This window comes from Stenotrophomonas sp. YJH_SMC_65, assembly GCF_059369475.1.
The window spans coordinates 143,948-160,788 of sequence record NZ_JCAFSR010000007.1 but is presented as its reverse complement, the minus strand read 5'-3'; the positions used below and the strand labels follow the sequence as shown (position 1 = coordinate 160,788).

The 16,841-nt window shown below is 67.7% G+C and carries 12 protein-coding genes; 8 read left to right on the top strand and 4 right to left on the bottom strand.

The window, feature by feature from the left end:
- Window positions 1-6 precede the first annotated feature (6 nt).
- Genes AC5P7A_RS14820 through AC5P7A_RS14800 form a run of 5 tightly spaced genes read left to right on the top strand, consistent with a single transcriptional unit; the run spans window position 7 to window position 7,824 of the window.
- Complete coding sequence (locus AC5P7A_RS14820; RefSeq protein ID WP_126412252.1) at window positions 7-1,701, top strand: family 43 glycosylhydrolase; 1,695 nt, start codon at window positions 7-9, stop codon at window positions 1,699-1,701.
- Window positions 1,698-4,391 (top strand): glycoside hydrolase family 3 protein, encoded by a 2,694-nt coding sequence (locus AC5P7A_RS14815; RefSeq protein WP_080355729.1) that lies wholly within the window; start codon window positions 1,698-1,700, stop codon window positions 4,389-4,391. Before AC5P7A_RS14820 ends, AC5P7A_RS14815 begins: the two co-directional genes overlap by 4 nt.
- A 59-nt stretch (window positions 4,392-4,450) precedes the next feature.
- Entirely contained in the window at window positions 4,451-5,935 is a 1,485-nt protein-coding gene (locus AC5P7A_RS14810) for an MFS transporter (RefSeq protein WP_049439691.1), read from the top strand.
- A 16-nt stretch (window positions 5,936-5,951) separates the two neighbouring features.
- Window positions 5,952-6,989, top strand: a complete 1,038-nt coding sequence (locus AC5P7A_RS14805; RefSeq protein WP_262225115.1) for a glycoside hydrolase family 43 protein — start codon at window positions 5,952-5,954, stop codon at window positions 6,987-6,989.
- Window positions 6,979-7,824 carry an aldose epimerase family protein gene (locus tag AC5P7A_RS14800; RefSeq protein WP_049439694.1) on the top strand — a complete coding sequence of 282 codons (846 nt, stop codon included), beginning with the start codon at window positions 6,979-6,981 and terminating at the stop codon, window positions 7,822-7,824. The genes AC5P7A_RS14805 and AC5P7A_RS14800 overlap by 11 nt, the downstream gene beginning before the upstream one ends.
- 113 nt (window positions 7,825-7,937) lie before the next feature.
- Here AC5P7A_RS14800 and AC5P7A_RS14795 read toward each other — a convergent pair whose 3' ends face one another.
- The 4 genes from AC5P7A_RS14795 to ptsP all read right to left on the bottom strand — a co-directional run bounded on the left by AC5P7A_RS14795 (window position 7,938) and on the right by ptsP (window position 14,462).
- The gene (locus tag AC5P7A_RS14795; protein WP_495220268.1) at window positions 7,938-9,191 is read right to left on the bottom strand and encodes a carbohydrate porin; all 1,254 of its coding nucleotides are present in this window, start codon (window positions 9,189-9,191) and stop codon (window positions 7,938-7,940) included.
- A gap of 14 nt (window positions 9,192-9,205) precedes the next feature.
- Entirely contained in the window at window positions 9,206-10,912 is a 1,707-nt protein-coding gene (locus AC5P7A_RS14790; protein WP_495220267.1) for a PTS fructose transporter subunit IIC, read from the bottom strand.
- An 86-nt stretch (window positions 10,913-10,998) separates the two neighbouring features.
- Window positions 10,999-11,955 carry a 1-phosphofructokinase family hexose kinase gene (locus AC5P7A_RS14785; RefSeq protein WP_495220266.1) on the bottom strand — a complete coding sequence of 319 codons (957 nt, stop codon included), beginning with the start codon at window positions 11,953-11,955 and terminating at the stop codon, window positions 10,999-11,001.
- On the bottom strand, window positions 11,952-14,462 hold the full coding sequence (gene ptsP / locus AC5P7A_RS14780; RefSeq protein WP_069116758.1) for a phosphoenolpyruvate--protein phosphotransferase: 2,511 nt from the start codon (window positions 14,460-14,462) through the stop codon (window positions 11,952-11,954). The genes AC5P7A_RS14785 and ptsP overlap by 4 nt, the downstream gene beginning before the upstream one ends.
- A 157-nt stretch (window positions 14,463-14,619) precedes the next feature.
- On the opposite strand from ptsP, the gene AC5P7A_RS14775 reads away from it, so the two are divergent.
- The 3 genes from AC5P7A_RS14775 to AC5P7A_RS14765 all read left to right on the top strand — a co-directional run bounded on the left by AC5P7A_RS14775 (window position 14,620) and on the right by AC5P7A_RS14765 (window position 16,808).
- Window positions 14,620-15,603 carry a LacI family DNA-binding transcriptional regulator gene (locus AC5P7A_RS14775; RefSeq protein WP_495220265.1) on the top strand — a complete coding sequence of 328 codons (984 nt, stop codon included), beginning with the start codon at window positions 14,620-14,622 and terminating at the stop codon, window positions 15,601-15,603.
- Window positions 15,604-15,695: 92 nt separating this feature from the next.
- The gene (locus AC5P7A_RS14770) at window positions 15,696-16,316 is read left to right on the top strand and encodes a hypothetical protein (RefSeq protein ID WP_227863764.1); all 621 of its coding nucleotides are present in this window, start codon (window positions 15,696-15,698) and stop codon (window positions 16,314-16,316) included.
- 81 nt (window positions 16,317-16,397) lie between these two features.
- Window positions 16,398-16,808, top strand: a complete 411-nt coding sequence (locus AC5P7A_RS14765) for a Rap1a/Tai family immunity protein (protein ID WP_262225119.1) — start codon at window positions 16,398-16,400, stop codon at window positions 16,806-16,808.
- Window positions 16,809-16,841 lie beyond the last annotated feature (33 nt).

The following is a 16,841-nucleotide window of genomic DNA, read 5'->3' as shown; positions in this document are numbered from 1 at the left end:
AGGTCGATGGCGCGCCACCTGCTGGCGGCGGCACTCCTGCTGTCGGCCGCAACCAGCCCGGCCAGCGCGCCGCCGGACGCACCGCCGGTGTACTTCGACTGGTTCGAATACCGCGGCAACGACGCGGCCTTCGACACGCCGCTGCCGGCCGGCCACTACCGCAATCCGGTGCTGGCCGGCTTCCATGCCGATCCCAGCATCGTGAGCGCGAACGGCCGGTTCTACCTGGTCAATTCCAGCTTCACCTATTTCCCGGGCATTCCGGTGTTCGAGAGTGCCGACCTGGTTCACTGGAAGCAGATCGGCAACGTGATCGACCGCGCCACGCAGCTGGATTTCGACGGGCTGAGCGTCTCGCGCGGCATCTTCGCGCCCACCATCGAATACCACGATGGGGTCTTCTACGTGGTGACCACGGCCACCGACAGTGGTGGCAACTTCATTGCCACCGCGCGCGACCCGGCCGGTCCGTGGTCCGATCCGCACTGGCTGCCCGGCATCGATGGCATCGATCCATCACTGTTCTTCGATGACGACGGCAAGGTGTACCTGGTCAACAACGATGCACCGCCCGGCCCGCCGCGCTACGACGGGCACCGCGCCATCTGGATGCAGCAGATCGATCTGGCTGCCTTCAAGCCGGTCGGGCCGCGCCGGGTGCTGGTCGACGCGGGCGTGGAGCCGGCGAAGAACCCGATCTGGATCGAAGGACCCCACATCTACAAGCGCCAGGGCTGGTATTACCTGTCCGATGCCGAAGGCGGCACCGGGCCGCAGCACTCCCAGGTGGTGCTCCGCAGTCGCACCGTGTGGGGCCCGTATGACCCCTACGCGGGCAATCCGATCCTGACCCAGCGCGAGCTGCCCGACGACCGACCGCTACCGATCACCAATGCCGGCCATGCCGACCTGGTCGAAGGCCCGGACGGTTCGTGGTGGGCGGTGTTCCTGGCCAGCCGCAACTATCAGACGCGGCACTACAACACCGGGCGCGAGACCTATCTGCTGCCGGTGCGCTGGCAGGACGGCTGGCCACGGATCCTGCCGGCCGACCAGCCCATCCCCTACGTGGTCAAGGCGCCGTCGTGGATGCAGGGCGAGGCATCCCAGGCCCCCTCGACCGGCAACTTCGTCGAGCGCGACAACTTCGATGGACCGAGGCTCGATCGCCAGTGGCTGCGCGTGCGGGTGCCCAAGCACGCCTGGGCCGACCTGGCCACGCGCCCGGGAATGCTGGCCGTGCACCCGCTTGCCGAGGATCTGGACACGCTGCGCAATCCCGCGTTCCTTGGCCGACGCCAGCAGCACCTGCGCTTCGAGGCGAGCGCCGCGATGAGCCGACCGGGGCCTGGCGTGGCGGCCGGCCTGGCGGCGTTCCAGAGCGAGGCGTACTGGTACTTCCTTGGCGTTCGCAGCCTTCCGGACGAGCGACTTTCGCTCTTCCTGGAAGTTCGTGATGGCGGTGGCAGTACGCGCATCGTGGCGACCCGCGAGGTGCGGGCACCGGACGCGTTGCGCCTGAAGATCGACGGCAACGAGGGCGACTACGCGTTCTCGTTCGATACCGGCGACGGGCAGGGCTGGCAACTGCTTGCAGGCAAGGTGGATGGCACCGTTCTGAGCACGGACCGGGCGGGCGGCTTCGTAGGCGCACTGCTGGGTCCCTTCGCGCGCGATGAGCGCACCGGGAGAAGCAAATGAGGCTGTCGCTGTCGTCCAACGCCCGTCGCCGCACGTTGCGCCGCGGGCTCACTGTGTTCGTTCTGACCTGCATCGCGGCGGCCGCATCCGCAGCCGCGCCGCGGCCCTGGCTGGACGTTTCGGCCAGCTTCGAGCAACGGGCTGCCTCACTCGTCGCGCAGATGACGCTGGATGAGAAAGCCGCGCAGATGCAGAACGCCGCGCCGGCAATCGAACGCCTGGGTGTGCCCGCCTACGACTGGTGGAATGAGGGACTGCATGGCGTGGCACGGGCAGGGCAGGCCACGGTCTTTCCGCAGGCGATCGGCCTGGCCGCGACCTTCGATGTGCCGTTGATGGGGCAGGTGGCCACGACGATCAGCGATGAGGCCCGCGCAAAGCACCACCAGTTCCTCCGCGAAGGCGCGCACGGCCGTTACCAGGGGCTGACCTTCTGGTCGCCGAACGTCAACGTCTTCCGCGACCCGCGCTGGGGCCGCGGACAGGAAACCTATGGCGAGGACCCGTACCTCACCGCGCGCATGGGCGTGGCCTTCGTACGTGGCCTGCAGGGCGACGACCCCGTCTACCGCAAGCTGGACGCCACCGCCAAGCATCTGGCCGTGCACAGCGGGCCGGAGGCCGACCGCCATCACTTCGATGCACGGCCCAGCCGGCGCGACCTGTATGACACCTACCTGCCGGCATTCGAGGCGCTGGTCAAGGAGGGCGACGTCGATGCTGTGATGGGCGCCTACAACCGCGTGTACGGCGAGTCCGCCAGTGCCAGCCGTTTCCTGCTGCGCGATGTGCTGCGACGCGACTGGGGCTTCAAGGGCTACGTGGTCTCGGACTGCTGGGCCATCGTCGACATCTGGAAGCACCACCATATCGTGACCACGCGCGAAGCCGCTGCGGCGCTGGCGGTCAGGAATGGCACCGAGCTGGAATGCGGCCAGGAGTACGCCACGCTTCCGTCGGCCGTGCGTCAGGGTCTGATCAGCGAAGCGGAGATCGACGATGCGGTGACCCGTCTGTTCACCGCACGGATGCGCCTGGGCATGTTCGACCCGCCGGAGCGGGTGCGCTGGGCGCGCATTCCGGCCTCGGTGAACCAGGCCCCGGCCCATGATGCGCTGGCGCTCAAGGCCGCGCAGGCGTCGCTGGTGCTGCTGAAGAACGACGGCATCCTGCCGCTGTCACGCGACATCAAGCGCATTGCCGTGGTCGGACCCACTGCCGACGACACCATGGCGCTGCTCGGCAACTACTTCGGCACACCGGCCGCGCCGGTCACGATCCTGCAGGGCATACGCGAGGCGGCCAAGGGCGTCGAGGTTCGCTATGCCCGCGGCGTGGACCTGGTGGAGGGCCGCGACGATCCCGGTGCCACGCCGTTGATCGAGCCGACCTTCCTGCGGCCTTCGGCGGACTCGCCCGAGCGTGGCCTGCGTGGCGAGTACTTCCGCACGCCCGACCTGTCCGGTACGCCGGCCCTGGTGCGTACCGACGCGCAGATCGGCTTCCGCTGGGACCGCGGCTCGCCGACCGACAACCTGCTGGCACGCGGCGAAGCGGCACCGGGGCAGGGGATCCCGAACGACCGCTTCAGCATCCGCTGGAGCGGCCAACTGCTGCCACCCGTGTCCGGCCGCTACCGGCTGGAGGTGGCCGGCGATGATGGCTACCGCCTGTACCTGGACGGGAAGCGCGTGATCGATCACTGGGTGAACACAGATCGCCTGCATGCCGAGGGCATCGAACTGGAGCTGCAGGCCGGGCGTGCCTACGCGCTGACGCTGGAGTACTACGACGACGAGCGCGATGCCGGCGTGCGCCTGGGCTGGCGCATGCCCGGCGCCAAGGCGCCGTTCGATGAAGCGCTCGATGCCGCACGCGAAGCCGATGTGGTGGTGTTCGTCGGTGGCCTTACCGGCGATGTCGAAGGCGAGGAAATGACGGTCAACTATCCAGGCTTTGCCGGTGGCGACCGTACCGACCTGCGGTTGCCCGCGCCGCAGCGCACCCTGCTGGAGGCCCTGCACGCTACCGGCAAGCCGGTGGTGATGGTGCTCACCGGCGGCTCGGCCATTGCCGTGGACTGGGCGCAGTCGCATCTGCCGGCGATCCTGATGAGCTGGTACCCCGGGCAGCGCGGCGGCACCGCCGTCGGCCAGGCGCTGTTCGGCGACATCAATCCCGCCGGCCGGTTGCCAGTGACGTTCTACAAGGCCAGCGAAGCGTTGCCGGCATTCGACGACTACGCCATGGAGGGCCGCACCTATCGCTACTTCCGCGGCACGCCACTTTATCCGTTCGGTCACGGCCTGTCGTATACGCGGTTCGACTATGGAACGCTCCGCCTCGATGCAGCCAGGCTCCGGGCCGATGGCCGCCTGGGCGTTGCGGTCGATGTGACCAACGCAGGCACGCGCAGCGGTGACGAAGTGGTGCAGCTGTACGTGCGGCGCGAGCACGCTGGCAGCGGCGATGCCGTGCAGGAGCTGCGTGGCTTCCAGCGGATCCATCTGGCCCCGGGCGAACACCGCACGGTGACGTTCACCCTGGAGGCAGCGCAGGCCCTGCGCCACTATGACGAAGCGCGCGCCGCGTATGAGGTGCGGCCCGGTGCCTACGAGGTCAGGGTGGGGGCGTCCAGTGCCGATGCACGCGCGCAGGGCAGGTTCACGGTGGTGTCCGCGCATGACTGATCGCTCTCGCCGGCATCGATTTCCCTCCGCCCAGATCCCTTTTCCAGGACGTCCGCTGCATGGCAAGCACTGAACACGCGCTATCGGTACGCGAGAAGCTCGGCTACAGCCTGGGCGATCTCGCCGCCAACCTGATCTTCCAGACCCTGATCACCTACCTGGCGTTCTTCTACACCGACGTCTACCGCCTGCCAGCTGCGACCGCGGCCACGATCATCTTCGTGGTGGGCCTGCTGGGTGCGTTCGTGTTCACGCCGTTGATCGGCATCGCGGCTGACCGGACGACCACCCGTTGGGGCCGCTTCCGGCCGTGGATCCTGTGGACGGCCATTCCTTTTGGCGTACTGTCCCTGCTGGCGTTCAGCACGCCGGACCTGGGCGAGCGCGGAAAGGTGATCTATGCACTGGCCACCTACGCGCTGCTGGTGTGCGTGTACGCAGCGAACAACCTGCCGTACTCGGCGCTGAGCGGCGTGCTGACCGGCAGCATGGCCCAGCGCAACAGCCTTTCGGCCTACCGCTTCGTGGCCGTGATGATCGCGCAGTTCATCATCCAGGTGCTGCTGATGCCGCTGGTGCTGATCCTGGGTGACGGCGACCGGGTGCGCGGCTTCGAGCAGGTCATGACCGCATTCGCCATCATCGGCACGGCGTTCTTCCTGATCACGTTCGCCACCACCCGCGAACGCATCGTGCCGACGCGTGAACAGACCGGCGGCATAGTGCAGGACCTGTCGGACCTGCTGCACAACCGCCCGTGGCAGGTGATGCTGGCCCTGACCGTGCTGGTGTTCATCAACCTGGCATTGAAAGGCGGTACCTACATCTACTACTTCCAGTACTACATGAGTGAAGCGGCGCTGGCCGGCTTCCTTGAAAACTCGGGGTTCAACGGCCTGGTCAGCGCGTTGAATGCTGCGCTGGCCAGCGCCGGCTTCGCGGCGTTCACCTGGCCGAAGGACGCGGCCACCTCGGCGTTCAGCCTGTTCAACGCGTGCGGCATCCTCTGCATGATCCTGGGTATCGGCGCATCGCGACGGCTGGCGGACCGCTTCGGCAAGCGCGACGTCTTCGGTGGCGCCCTATTTGTCTCGACCCTGTTCCTGCTTGCCTTCTACCTGTTTCCACCCACGGCGGTGGCGGTGGCGTTCGGCGCCTTCATGCTGCATGGCTTCTGCTACGGCATCACCATCCCGTTGCTGTGGGCGATGATCGCCGACGTCGCGGACTACTCGGAGTGGAAGAACCATCGGCGGGCAACCGCGATCATCTTCTCGGCGATGCTGTGCGGGCTGAAGATCGGCCTCAGCGTGGGCGGCGCGCTGGTCGCCGCGATCCTCGCCCACTACGGCTACCAGGCCGGCCTGGCGCAGCAGCCTGAGGCCGTGGTGCAGGGCATCCGCCTGACCGTAAGCGTCTACTGCTCCCTTCCTTTCCTGCTCGCCGTGGCGCTGCTGGTCTTCTACAGGATCGACAAGCGCACCGAAACCCGCATCGAGCAGGACCTCCACCTGCGTCGCCGTTCCGCCGACGCCTCCGTGTAACTCCAAGATGACGACCATGATCGACCTCTCTGCCGGCGAAGACGGCCAGGCCAGCGAAGCCCGTCTTGCGCAGCTCACCGCGCACGCCATTTCGCAACCGCTGGTGACCCACATCTATACCGCCGACCCTTCGGCGCATGTGTTCGAGGGGCGCCTGTACATCTATCCGTCGCACGACATCGACGGCGGCCAGCCATTCGACGACGAAGGTGGCCACTTCGGCATGCAGGATTATCATGTGCTGAAGATGGATACGCCCGACGGCACGGCCGTCGATTGCGGCATGGCGTTGCATGTGCGCGATGTGCCCTGGGCCCGGAAACAGATGTGGGCCCCCGATGCCGCCTGCCGTGATGGCCGCTACTACCTCTACTTCCCGGCCAAGGATGCCGAGGGCCGGTTCCGCATCGGCGTGGCGATCGGTGCGCGGCCGGAGGGCCCGTTCGTGCCCCAGCCGGAGCCGATCAAGGGTGCGTACTCGATCGACCCGGCCGTGTTCGAAGACGAGGATGGCAGCCACTACCTGTACTTCGGCGGCATATGGGGCGGGCAGCTGCAGAAGTATCGTGACAACCAGTACAGCGAGGCCCACGAGGAGCCCGAGGGCAGCGCACCGGCGCTGGGCCCGCGCGTGGGCCGCCTGGATGCCGGCATGACCGAGCTGGCCGAACCCACCCGCGAAGTGCAGATCCTGGATGAGCATGGCCAGCCGCTGCGCGCGGACGACCATGCGCGCCGCTTCTTCGAGGGTCCGTGGCTGCACAGTTACCAGGGTCGCTACTACCTGTCGTACTCCACTGGCAACACCCACCAGCTGTGCTACGCCATCGGCGACAGCCCGTATGGACCGTTCACCTACGCTGGCGTGATCCTCACCCCCGTGGTCGGTTGGACCACCCACCACTCCATCTGCCAGTTCGAAGGACAGTGGTACCTGTTCTATCACGATGCACTGATGTCCGGCGGCATCACCCACCTGCGCTCGGCCAAGTGCACGCCGCTGCACATGGAGCCGGACGGAAGCATCCGCACGATCAACCCGTATGGGGCCTGAGCGGATGCTGCCGGTGGATGATGCGCTGGCTCCGCTGCCAGCCGGCGAGCTGCACTGGCTGAGGTGCGGCGAACTGGAGGTTGCGTTCGCCGCAGGGGCGGGCGGGCGCGTGGCGCACCTCCGCTACCAGGGCGTGGAATGGCTGGTGAATGCGCAGCAGGCAGGCCCGGCGGCGATCGCGTGGGGCTGCTACCCGATGGTGCCGTGGGCCGGGCGCATCCGCCGTGGACAGTTCCATTTTGACGGCAGGCCGCATCGGCTGCCGCTCAACTTCGACGGGCACGCCATCCATGGGGTGGGTTTCTCGCGACCCTGGCGGATCGACCGCTTGGACGCGGCGGCAGCCCGGTTGTCGCTGGAGCTGCCGCGCGACGGCTACTGGCCTTTCGGTGGCGCTGCCGTGCTGGACCTGCAGTTGCAGGCTCACAGCCTGCGGATGGACCTCTCGGTCCAGGCCGGCGGCCAGGCGATGCCGGCGGTGCTGGGCTGGCACCCCTGGTTCCGGAAGCCGGAACGACTGCTGTTCAGTCCTCGCTCGATGTATCCGCGGGACAGGGAAGGTATTGCCACGCTGCCCCGCGTGGAGCCCACCACCGGCCCCTGGGATGACTGCTTCATCGCCGACGGTGACGTCACGCTGATACGCGAAGGCCAGCACCTGCGGCTGAGGTCGGACCACGACCACTGGGTGGTCTACGATGGTACGCCGCACGCCACCTGTGTCGAACCGCAGAGCGGCCCGCCAGATGGCTACACCCTGGCACCGCACCGGCTGGAGCCCGGCCAGCGCCTCGCGTTGACATTCGAACTGGCGTGGGCGGCGGACAGCACCTGAAACCCCGGCCAGGGCAGGCGATCACCCGGGTGCCGGGCGGTCGGTACGCCGCCTGGACCGGCCGTGGACCCGGTGCCTGACACGGGCCGCGCCCCAGGACCACCTGACATTTCCTACAGGTTCCAGTCGATCCGCATGCCCGCGATCAGCGCATCCGGCAGGTCGTGCTGGCGTGCGGGCTCATTGAACTGGTCGGGGTGCACGATGTAGTGCAGGTTCGGTGCAACACGAAGCTGCGGGGTGAGCTGGATGCCATAGCTCAGCTCCATCATCACCTGGCTCCCGTGCGGGGTGCCGCTGCCACCGGCTGCGGCGCGGGCGAGGCGCAGGTCTTCCAGCGCGATGCTGCTGTACTTCTGCTGGGTCACGACGAAAGCGATGCTGTCCTGCGGCCGCCGGGCGAACGTGCCTTTCTGCACCAGCCCGGCCTGCAGGAAATGATCCTCGATCAACTGGCCGGAGGTGCCCTTGAGCGCCGCACCGAAAAGGGTCAGGCCGCGGCCGGCACCATCACTGGTGAGTTGCTGCTCGAAGCGGGCGAACGCACCGGAACGACCGTGACGCGTCGCGTACTCCTGGCCACTGAGCAGCGCGGGAATGCCGTTGGCATCGCGCAGCGGATCGCGATAGGTCGAGTTGTCCTGCCAGCCACCGAGTTCGTAGCGGGCTTTCAATCGTGCCGAAGCAGGGCTGCGCCAGCCGATCGTGTAGGGCACGATCCAGCCGGTGGCCTGGTTCGTATTCCACTTCAGGCCATGCTGGCCATCCTCGGCCTGGCTGGGATCAACCTGGTAGGCGCCGACGCGGACATAGACATCGGGCGTCACCCAGGCCGTGGCATCGGCCATCCAGCTCGACACCGGCCACCAGGTGAAACTGCTGGTGCGGAATATGTAGGTCGGGTTGCCACAGGCCGAGTTGCCCTGGAAGTACCGGCACAGGTCCGAACCCAGGTGGTGGATGTTGGCGACGCTGCGCCCTGCTTCCAGTACCAACCGGTCGTTGAACAGCTTCTGTTCGAGGGTCAGGTTGGCCAGGCGCGTGCCTTGGCCGCCGTAGATCTCCTGCACCGAGGTGCTGTTGCCCGTACTGCTGTTGGCGAGATTGGTGCCATGGCGGTTGATGCCGTAGGCCTTGACCGTCGCACCTCGCCAGCCAAACGCCGCGTCCAGGTCCACGTCGGCACCGAACATCAGCTGGCCGGCATAGGCCGTGCCGCTGCGCTTGCCACCGTCGAGCGTGGCGGCCGCTTCGCCGGTGTAGGCGAGCTTCGGAGCGAAGACGTCGCTCGCGTCGGCGGCTGCGGCCAGTGATGGCAGGGCCAGCAGGATCACTGTCGGCAGCAGGCGGCGGGAAGGGGAGGTCATGGGCGGGTTCCTTTTTACAGGGTGGGAGCCGTGACCGGCTTCTTGAGCACGCGCAGCGCGACCGCGGTGACGGCCACGCCGGCCACGAGTGCCAGCAGGTAGATGCCAAGGTGGGTGACTGCGTTCGGGATCGGCAGCACGAACACGCCGCCATGCGGCACCTTCAGTTCGACGCCTGCGGCCATCGAAATCGCACCGGCCACGGCAGAACCAAGGATCAGCGCCGGAATGGTGCGCAGCGGATCACGCGCGGCATAGGGGATCGCGCCTTCGGTCACGAAACTGAGGCCAAGCACGCCAGCGGCACCGGCCGTGCCACGCTCCTCGGCAGTGAAGCGGCTACTGAACAGCCATGTCGCCAGTGCGATACCCAGCGGCGGCGTCATACCGCCGATCATCGTCGCCGCCATCGGCATGTAGACCTGGCTGGAAATCAATGCGGTGGAGAAGGCGTAGGACGCCTTGTTGACGGGTCCGCCCATGTCCACCGCCATCATGCCGCCCAGCAGCAGGCCAAGCAGGATCGCGCTGCTGCCTTGCATGCCGCGCAGCCAGTCGGTCAGCCAGGCCAGCAGCCCAGCCACCGGCGTACCGATTACATACATCATCAACAGGCCGACCAGCAGCGTGCCCAGCACCGGCAGGATCAGCACCGGCTTGAGGCCTTCCAGGCTGCGCGGCAGCCGCAGCGCACGGTTGATCCAATGCACGCCGTAGCCGGCGATGAAACCGGCCAGGATGCCGCCGATGAAGCCCGCATCCATGTTGACTGCCACCAATCCCCCGATCATGCCCGGGGCGATGCCCGGGCGATCGGCGATGGAGTAGGCGATGTAGCCGGCCAGTGCCGGCACCATCAGCATGAAGCCGGACTTGGCGCCGATCTGGAACAGCGACCAGGCCAGCGTGCCCTTGTGTGCATCGTCGAAGGCATAGATGCCGCCGAGCGCGAACGCCAGTGCGATCAGCAGGCCGCCGGCAGTTACGAACGGCAGCATGAACGACACGCCGGTCATCAGGTGCTTGTAGGGGCCGGTGACCCTGGCCTTCTCGGTGGTGCGACCTGAAGCCACCGTGCCGGTCTGCACGCCAGCCTCGGCCAGCGCCTTGCGGATCAGGTTCTGGCCGTCATTGATCGCCGGCTTGGTGCCGCTCTTGAACAGGCGTTTGCCAGCAAAGCGCGACAGATCGACTTCGCGGTCGGCGGCGATCAGCACCAGGTCGGCGGCAGCGATTTCGCCGTCGCTCAACGCATCCTGCGCGCCGACCGAGCCCTGGGTTTCCACCCGGATCGCGTGGCCCAGTGCCTTGGCCGCCTGCTGCAGGCCTTCGGCCGCCATGAACGTGTGGGCGATGCCGGTCGGGCAGGAGGTGACGGCGACGATGCGCTTGCCCGCGTCATCCCTGGAAGGGGGTGCCGATGCTGCGGCGAGCTGCGCCAGCACGGCGAGCGGGTCGTCCAGCACTTCACCGAGGCCGGCGCGCACGATCTGGGCATTGCCGAAGCGGGCGCTGTCCACCTCGCCGTCACCCACCAGCAGCAGCTGCGTTGCGGCGGCAGCCTGCGCGTCGGGCAATGCCCCGGTCACGCCCTGATTGCTGCGGATTTCGATCGCCAATTCGACCCTTTGCTGGCGTGCGGCGCGGCGCAGCGCTTCGGCGGCAAGAACGGCCTCGATGCTGCGTTCGCCAGCGGCGATGACTACGGTGGAAGCTTGCATGGCAACTCCTGGAATTCTTCGGGTTCGTCCTTGCAGCAGGGGCCATCGGTGGCCCAAGGCCAGCGGCAGCCCCCTCTGCAGGGGTTTCAATCCAACCGCTCGATCAGTACATCGCCGGTCCACGCGCGCACCTGCGCCGGGTCCAGCCGCCGCGCGTCGCCACTCTCCAGCCGGCTCATCGAGAACGCCGTGGCCAGTCGCGCACAACCGGCCAGGTCGGGGGAGGGCTCCAACAAGGCGGCGGCGATGCCGGCGACCATGGCGTCGCCGGCACCGACCGTACTGCCCTGCGCCAGTCGCGCCGGTCGTGCGACCAGGGCGCCGCTGCGATCAATGAACAGCGCGCCGTTGGCGCCCATCGAGATCGCTACGAGTGCAACTCCGCGTTCGACCAGGGCCCGGCCCGCGGCGCGCAGGGCGCTGCGATCCAGCAGCGGCGTGCCGGCCCAGGCCTCCAGTTCATGGCGGTTGGGCTTGACCGCGTAGGGCAGTGCACCCTGTGCACCACTCAACGCCGCGGCAAGCGCGTCGCCACTGGTATCCAGCAGTACGCGCGCGCCGGCGGCGCGCACCTGCGCCTGCAGTCGGGCCCATGCATCGGCTTGCAGCCCGGACGGAAGGCTGCCGGACAGCACCACCGGCAGCTGCGGCTGGAGCAGTGCGTCGAGTCGGCGCGATACCGCGTCCAGATCGGCGTCGCACAGTGACAGGCCGGGCAGGTTGATGTCGGTGGTCTCGCCGTTGGCATCTTCCACCAGCTTGATGTTGGTGCGGGTACGGCCCGGAATGCGCAGACACGCGTCTGCGATGCCCCGATCGGAAAACAGTGCGCTGAACACGCCGTCGTTGCCATCGCCGAGCACACCCAGCGCAGTGGTCGGCACGCCCCAGTCTGCCAGGCAGGCGGCCACGTTGATGCCTTTGCCGCCGGCGTCGTCGCGGGAACTGCGGGCGCGATGCACGTGACCCGGTTGCAGGTTCGCCAGCCGCACGGTCTGGTCGATTGCCGGGTTCAGGGTAATGGTGACGGCGCGGGAACTCATGCGCGCGCTCCATCGAGGGCACGCACCTGCTCGGCGGTCTCGCAGTCCAGCGCCGTCGCAGCCAGCGTTCGCAGATCGGCCAGCGCGCTGCCACGCAGGCGTGCTTTCACGGCCGGGATGTCGTTCGGGGTCATCGACAGTTCGTCCACGCCCAGGCCGGCCAACAGCAGTGCGCCGAACGGATCGCCGGCCAGCCCGCCACAGACGCCCACCCAGCGCCCATGCAGTCGTGCGCCTTCCACCGTGGCGCGGATCGCGCGCAGCACGGCCGGATGCAGGCTGTCGGCCTCGGCGGCCAGTTCCGGATTCTGGCGGTCGATCGCCAGCACGTACTGGGTCAGGTCGTTGGTACCGATCGAGAAGAAGTCGGCGTGGCGGGCCAGCACATCGCTCTGCGCTGCAGCGGCCGGCACTTCGATCATGATGCCGATCGGTACCCCGGGCGCCTGCAGTGCTGCGCGCTGGCGCTCGCAGATGGCGCGCAGTGCGACCAGCTCGCTCACCGAGGTGATCATCGGGAACATGATGGACAGGCGCGCGCCGTCTTTCGCCGCGCGGTACAGCGCACGCAGCTGCGGTTCCAGCAGGTCCGGCCGGCGCAGCAGCAGGCGCGCGCCGCGCACGCCCAGGAACGGGTTTTCTTCATGCGGCAGCTCCAGGTGCGCCACCTGCTTGTCGCCACCGATATCGAGCGCACGCACGATCAGTGGGCGGCCGCCGAGTGCCTTGGCCATCGCCACATACGTGGTGTACTGCTCATCCTCGCTGGGCGTACTGCCACGTTCAAGGAACAGGAATTCGGTACGCATCAGGCCGACGCCTTCCGCGCCTTGCTCCAGTGCCAGCGGCACCTGCTCGGGCAGGTTGACGTTGGCGCCGATGTCGATGCGGTGGCCGTCCGGCGTCTGTGCCGGCTGCGCACGTTGCGCCGCTTCACGCTCGCGGATCTGCTGCTGTTCGGCGATCCACGCGCGCGCCGAGGCGAGGTCGGCCTCGGACGGAGACAGGTAGAGCCGCCCGCTGCTGCCGTCGATGATCGCCTCGCGACCGGCGCTGATCGCGAGCAGCTCGCCCCCCCCGGCGACCAGCGCCGGCAGGCCGAGGGTGCGCGAGAGGATGGCGGTGTGCGAGGTCGGCCCGCCCTGCGCGGTGGCCAGGCCAATCACGCGGGTAGTGTCGAGGTTGGCCGTGTCGGACGGCGACAGGTCCGCCGCGATCAGGATGCACGGGTGCGCGGGCAGGTCGGCCAGGCCGCCACCGGCGGCCGACGGATCAAGCTGCGCCAGCACTCGGCGGCCAACGTCACGCAGGTCGGCGGCGCGCCCGGCCAGCACCGGGTTGCCCAGCGCGGCCAGGCCCGAGGCGATGTGTTCGATGGCCTGGTGCCAGGACCATGCGACGCCATGGCCTTCGACCATCAGCTGGCAGGTACGGGTAATCAGGTCGGTGTCGTCCAACAGCGCGGCATGGGCCTTGAAGATGGCGGCGTCCGAGGCGCCAAGCCGGCGCTGGGTGTCATCCTGCAGCGCGGCCAACTGCTGGCGGGTACGTGCGAGCGCGTCCTGCAGACGCGCCCCGCCTTCGCCGAGCGGGGCCGGGCGATCGGCGACCTCGGCCTGCGTGCTGGCCAATACATGCACCGGGCCGATTGCCAGCCCAGGGCTGGCACCGATGCCGACGATGGCAGCCTGTGCCTCGGGCGGATTCCAGCCTGCCACCGGCGTGGCCTTGCGTTGTGCTGCGCGTTCGGCGTCGGCCTTTTCCTGTGCCACCAGGTCCTCCATGACCCTGCGCAGCGCGGTCAGCAGGGCAGGGGCATCCGCCCCCTCGGCAGACACGCTGACGGCATCGCCATGACGCAGGCCAAGTTGCAGCAGCGCGACCAGACTCTTGGCGTCCGCTGCCTGGTCGCCGGCACGCACCTGGGCGCGGGCCGCAAAGCGGCGCGCCGTCTCTGCCCAGCGCGTGGCCGGGCGCGCGTGCAGGCCGCTGGGGTAGGCAATGGTCCAGTCAAAGCGCTCGGCCAGATCGGTGGCCGGTACCTGGGCGGTCGTGATCGCAATGTCGCCGGTCAGCGCGTTGACGATCTCACCCGCATCGGTGGTCGCAAACAGGCGCTGCAGCGTTGCCTCATCCTGGATCAGGCGGGTCAGGCGGCGCAGCAGGGTAATGTGGGTATCGGACTGGGCAGCGATGCCAACCACCAGACGGGTGACCTGCCCCGGATTCCATTCCACGCCTTCCGGCAACTGCAGCACGGCAATGCCATCGCGGCGCACCAGATGGCGGTCCTCGCCAAGCCCGTGCGGGATTGCCACGCCATGGCCGAGGAAGGTGTTGGCCAGCGCTTCGCGCCGTCCCATGCTGGCCTCGTACCCCGGCGCCACGCAGCCGGCCGCGACCAGCATCTGCGCGACCTGGGCGATCGCATCGGTCTTGTCCTGCGCCCGCGCGTCCAGGCGGATCAGTTCCCGGCTGACGGGGGAGGGGAAGGTCTGGGGCGACAAAGGGCGGCTCCGGCAAAAGGATGGCTGGGCACATTGGGAACGTTCCCACCGCCTATTTCAATGTGCACTGCACAAAATGCCAACAGCTCTTTGGCGTTAGCATTGTCCTGAACAGCCGCCGGACCATGGCAGGCGCACTTTTCCGGGAACGTTTCCAATGAGTATCAGCATCAATGACGTCGCGCGTGTAGCGGGGGTATCCAAGTCCACCGTGTCGCGGGTGCTCGGGGGCGGCCCGGTCAGCGAAGAGGTTCGCGGCCGGGTCGAGGTGGCGATCCGCCAGACCGGCTATCGGCCGAACCTGCAGGCAAGGCGGCTGCGCTCCCGGCACACCGGCATCATCGGGTTGATCGTTGCGGATATCCGCAACCCGTTCTTCACTGCGCTTATCCGTGCGGTGGAGGAGGTCGCCTATCGCGAAGGCCTGCGCGTCACGCTCTGCAACACCGACGAAGACCCCGAGCGCGAGGCGCTGTACCTGCAGTTGATGCACGAGGAGCGCATCAGTGGACTGATCTTTGCGCCCACACGGACCACGGTGGGGCGGCTGGAACGGCTCACGCTGGACTTCCCGACGGTACTGGTGGACCGCGCCGCGGCCAGCGGGTCGATCGACAGCGTGGTGCTGGACAATCCCGCGGCGATGGGCGCCCTGGTCGAGCATCTCGTCGAGCGTGGCTATCGCCGCATCGGCGGCCTGTTCGGCAGCACCAGCACCACGGCGGCCGAGCGCCGCGACGGCTATCTTGCTGCGATGCGCACGCACGGATTGGAGCCGGATTACCGTGAAGTCGAGCCAACGGCCGAGGCCGCCATCGCAACGGTCGACCAATGGCTGGCCGGCCCTTCGCGTCCCGACGCGCTGGTCACCAGCAACAGCCTGCTGCTCATGGGTGCAGTGAAGGCGGCACGCAGCGCCGGTCTCGCCATTCCAGGAGAGCTGGCGCTGGCAGGGTTCGACAACGAGCGCTGGACCGAGCTGGTCGAACCTGGCATTACCGTGGTCGAGCAGCCGGTTGAAGCCATGGGGCGCGCTGCGATGTCGCTGTTGCTGGAACGCCTGCGCATGCCGGAGCTGCCCGTGCGCAGGCTGGTGATGACGGGAAGGTGCGTGGTGAGAGGGTCGACGGCTGGGCGATAGTCCGGCACCGGCCTGCGGCAGCCGCCAGATGTTGGCGGGTCATGCGTTGTCTGCTACAAGCCAACTGTACGCAGACACAGTGGAGGATCGCCTTGTCAGAGCCCTATTCAGCACTGCTCCGCCTGAAGATTTCCCACCACGATCTTTCCAGATGGCTGGCAGCGCCCGTGCCTTCATCATCCCGTTGGTCCGACTGGCGAGGCATCTCCGGGCAGTGGCGCATGGAAAACGGTCAATACCTTGCCTCGTGCAGCGACGAGGCGTTGGACCACCTGCTCGCGGATTGCCAGGCGCTGTTGGCCCGCTACCCCGACAATCGCGCCGCATTGAAGGCTTTCCTTGCCTCTGCACAGGCCGGGAATATCCAGATTGCCGCCTATGACCGCACTGCTACGCACTTTGTCGCAGGATCGCTGACGTATTCGGAGAGCCTTTACGATCTCATCGCGTTTCTTGCCGTGGCACGAGGCGCCGCCGACTTCCTGAAGGGGGGCGACGAAGGCGTGGCACTGATCCACGACTATCTCTGGGCCGAGGAAGGTGAGCAGGAGACGGTTGCTGCGATTGGGCTGGCCGGCCCCGGAGAATCCGGATTCCTGTCATCCGCAGACCTGGATGCCGCCACCGAGCCCTTCGAAACATTGGTGGAGGCCATGCTGGAAGCCGAGGACGACCCGGAGTTTCGTCCGCGCAACCAGCTTGATCGGCTTTGACCTCTGCCGCGTGGCGTCCATGAAAGCAACAGCCAGGGCCTCAACATGAAGAGACATCACCAACCCCAGGCGCGCCGCGTCATGCGTCGGCTCCTCGCACTTGGCCTCTGCGCGCTGGCTGGGTCCGCTTTGGCCGGAACAATGCAGCCGGTACGGACCTGGCTTGTCAGCGGCACGGAACTCATCACCCTCCTGCAGGGGAAAGGCGATGACGGGTTCTGCGACGGTGAACAGTGCCGGATCCTGTCCAGCGCTCGCGCCAGCGGCTATATCCTGGGCGTCGCCGATGCCAGCCGCGGACAGTGGTGCGGGCAGGGCCAGATCCTTCCGCATGAACTGGTCGACCATGTGTCTTCCCATCTCCGGCAACTGCCCCGCGAGCGATTGCAGCAGGATGCGTCGCCACTGGTTGTCGAAGGGCTGCGCACGGCGTTTCCCTGTGGTCGCGGCACACCACGTGGCAACAGTGCCGAGCCCGGCAATGACCAATGAAGCACGCCGCGCCCGCTTGGCGACGATGCGGAC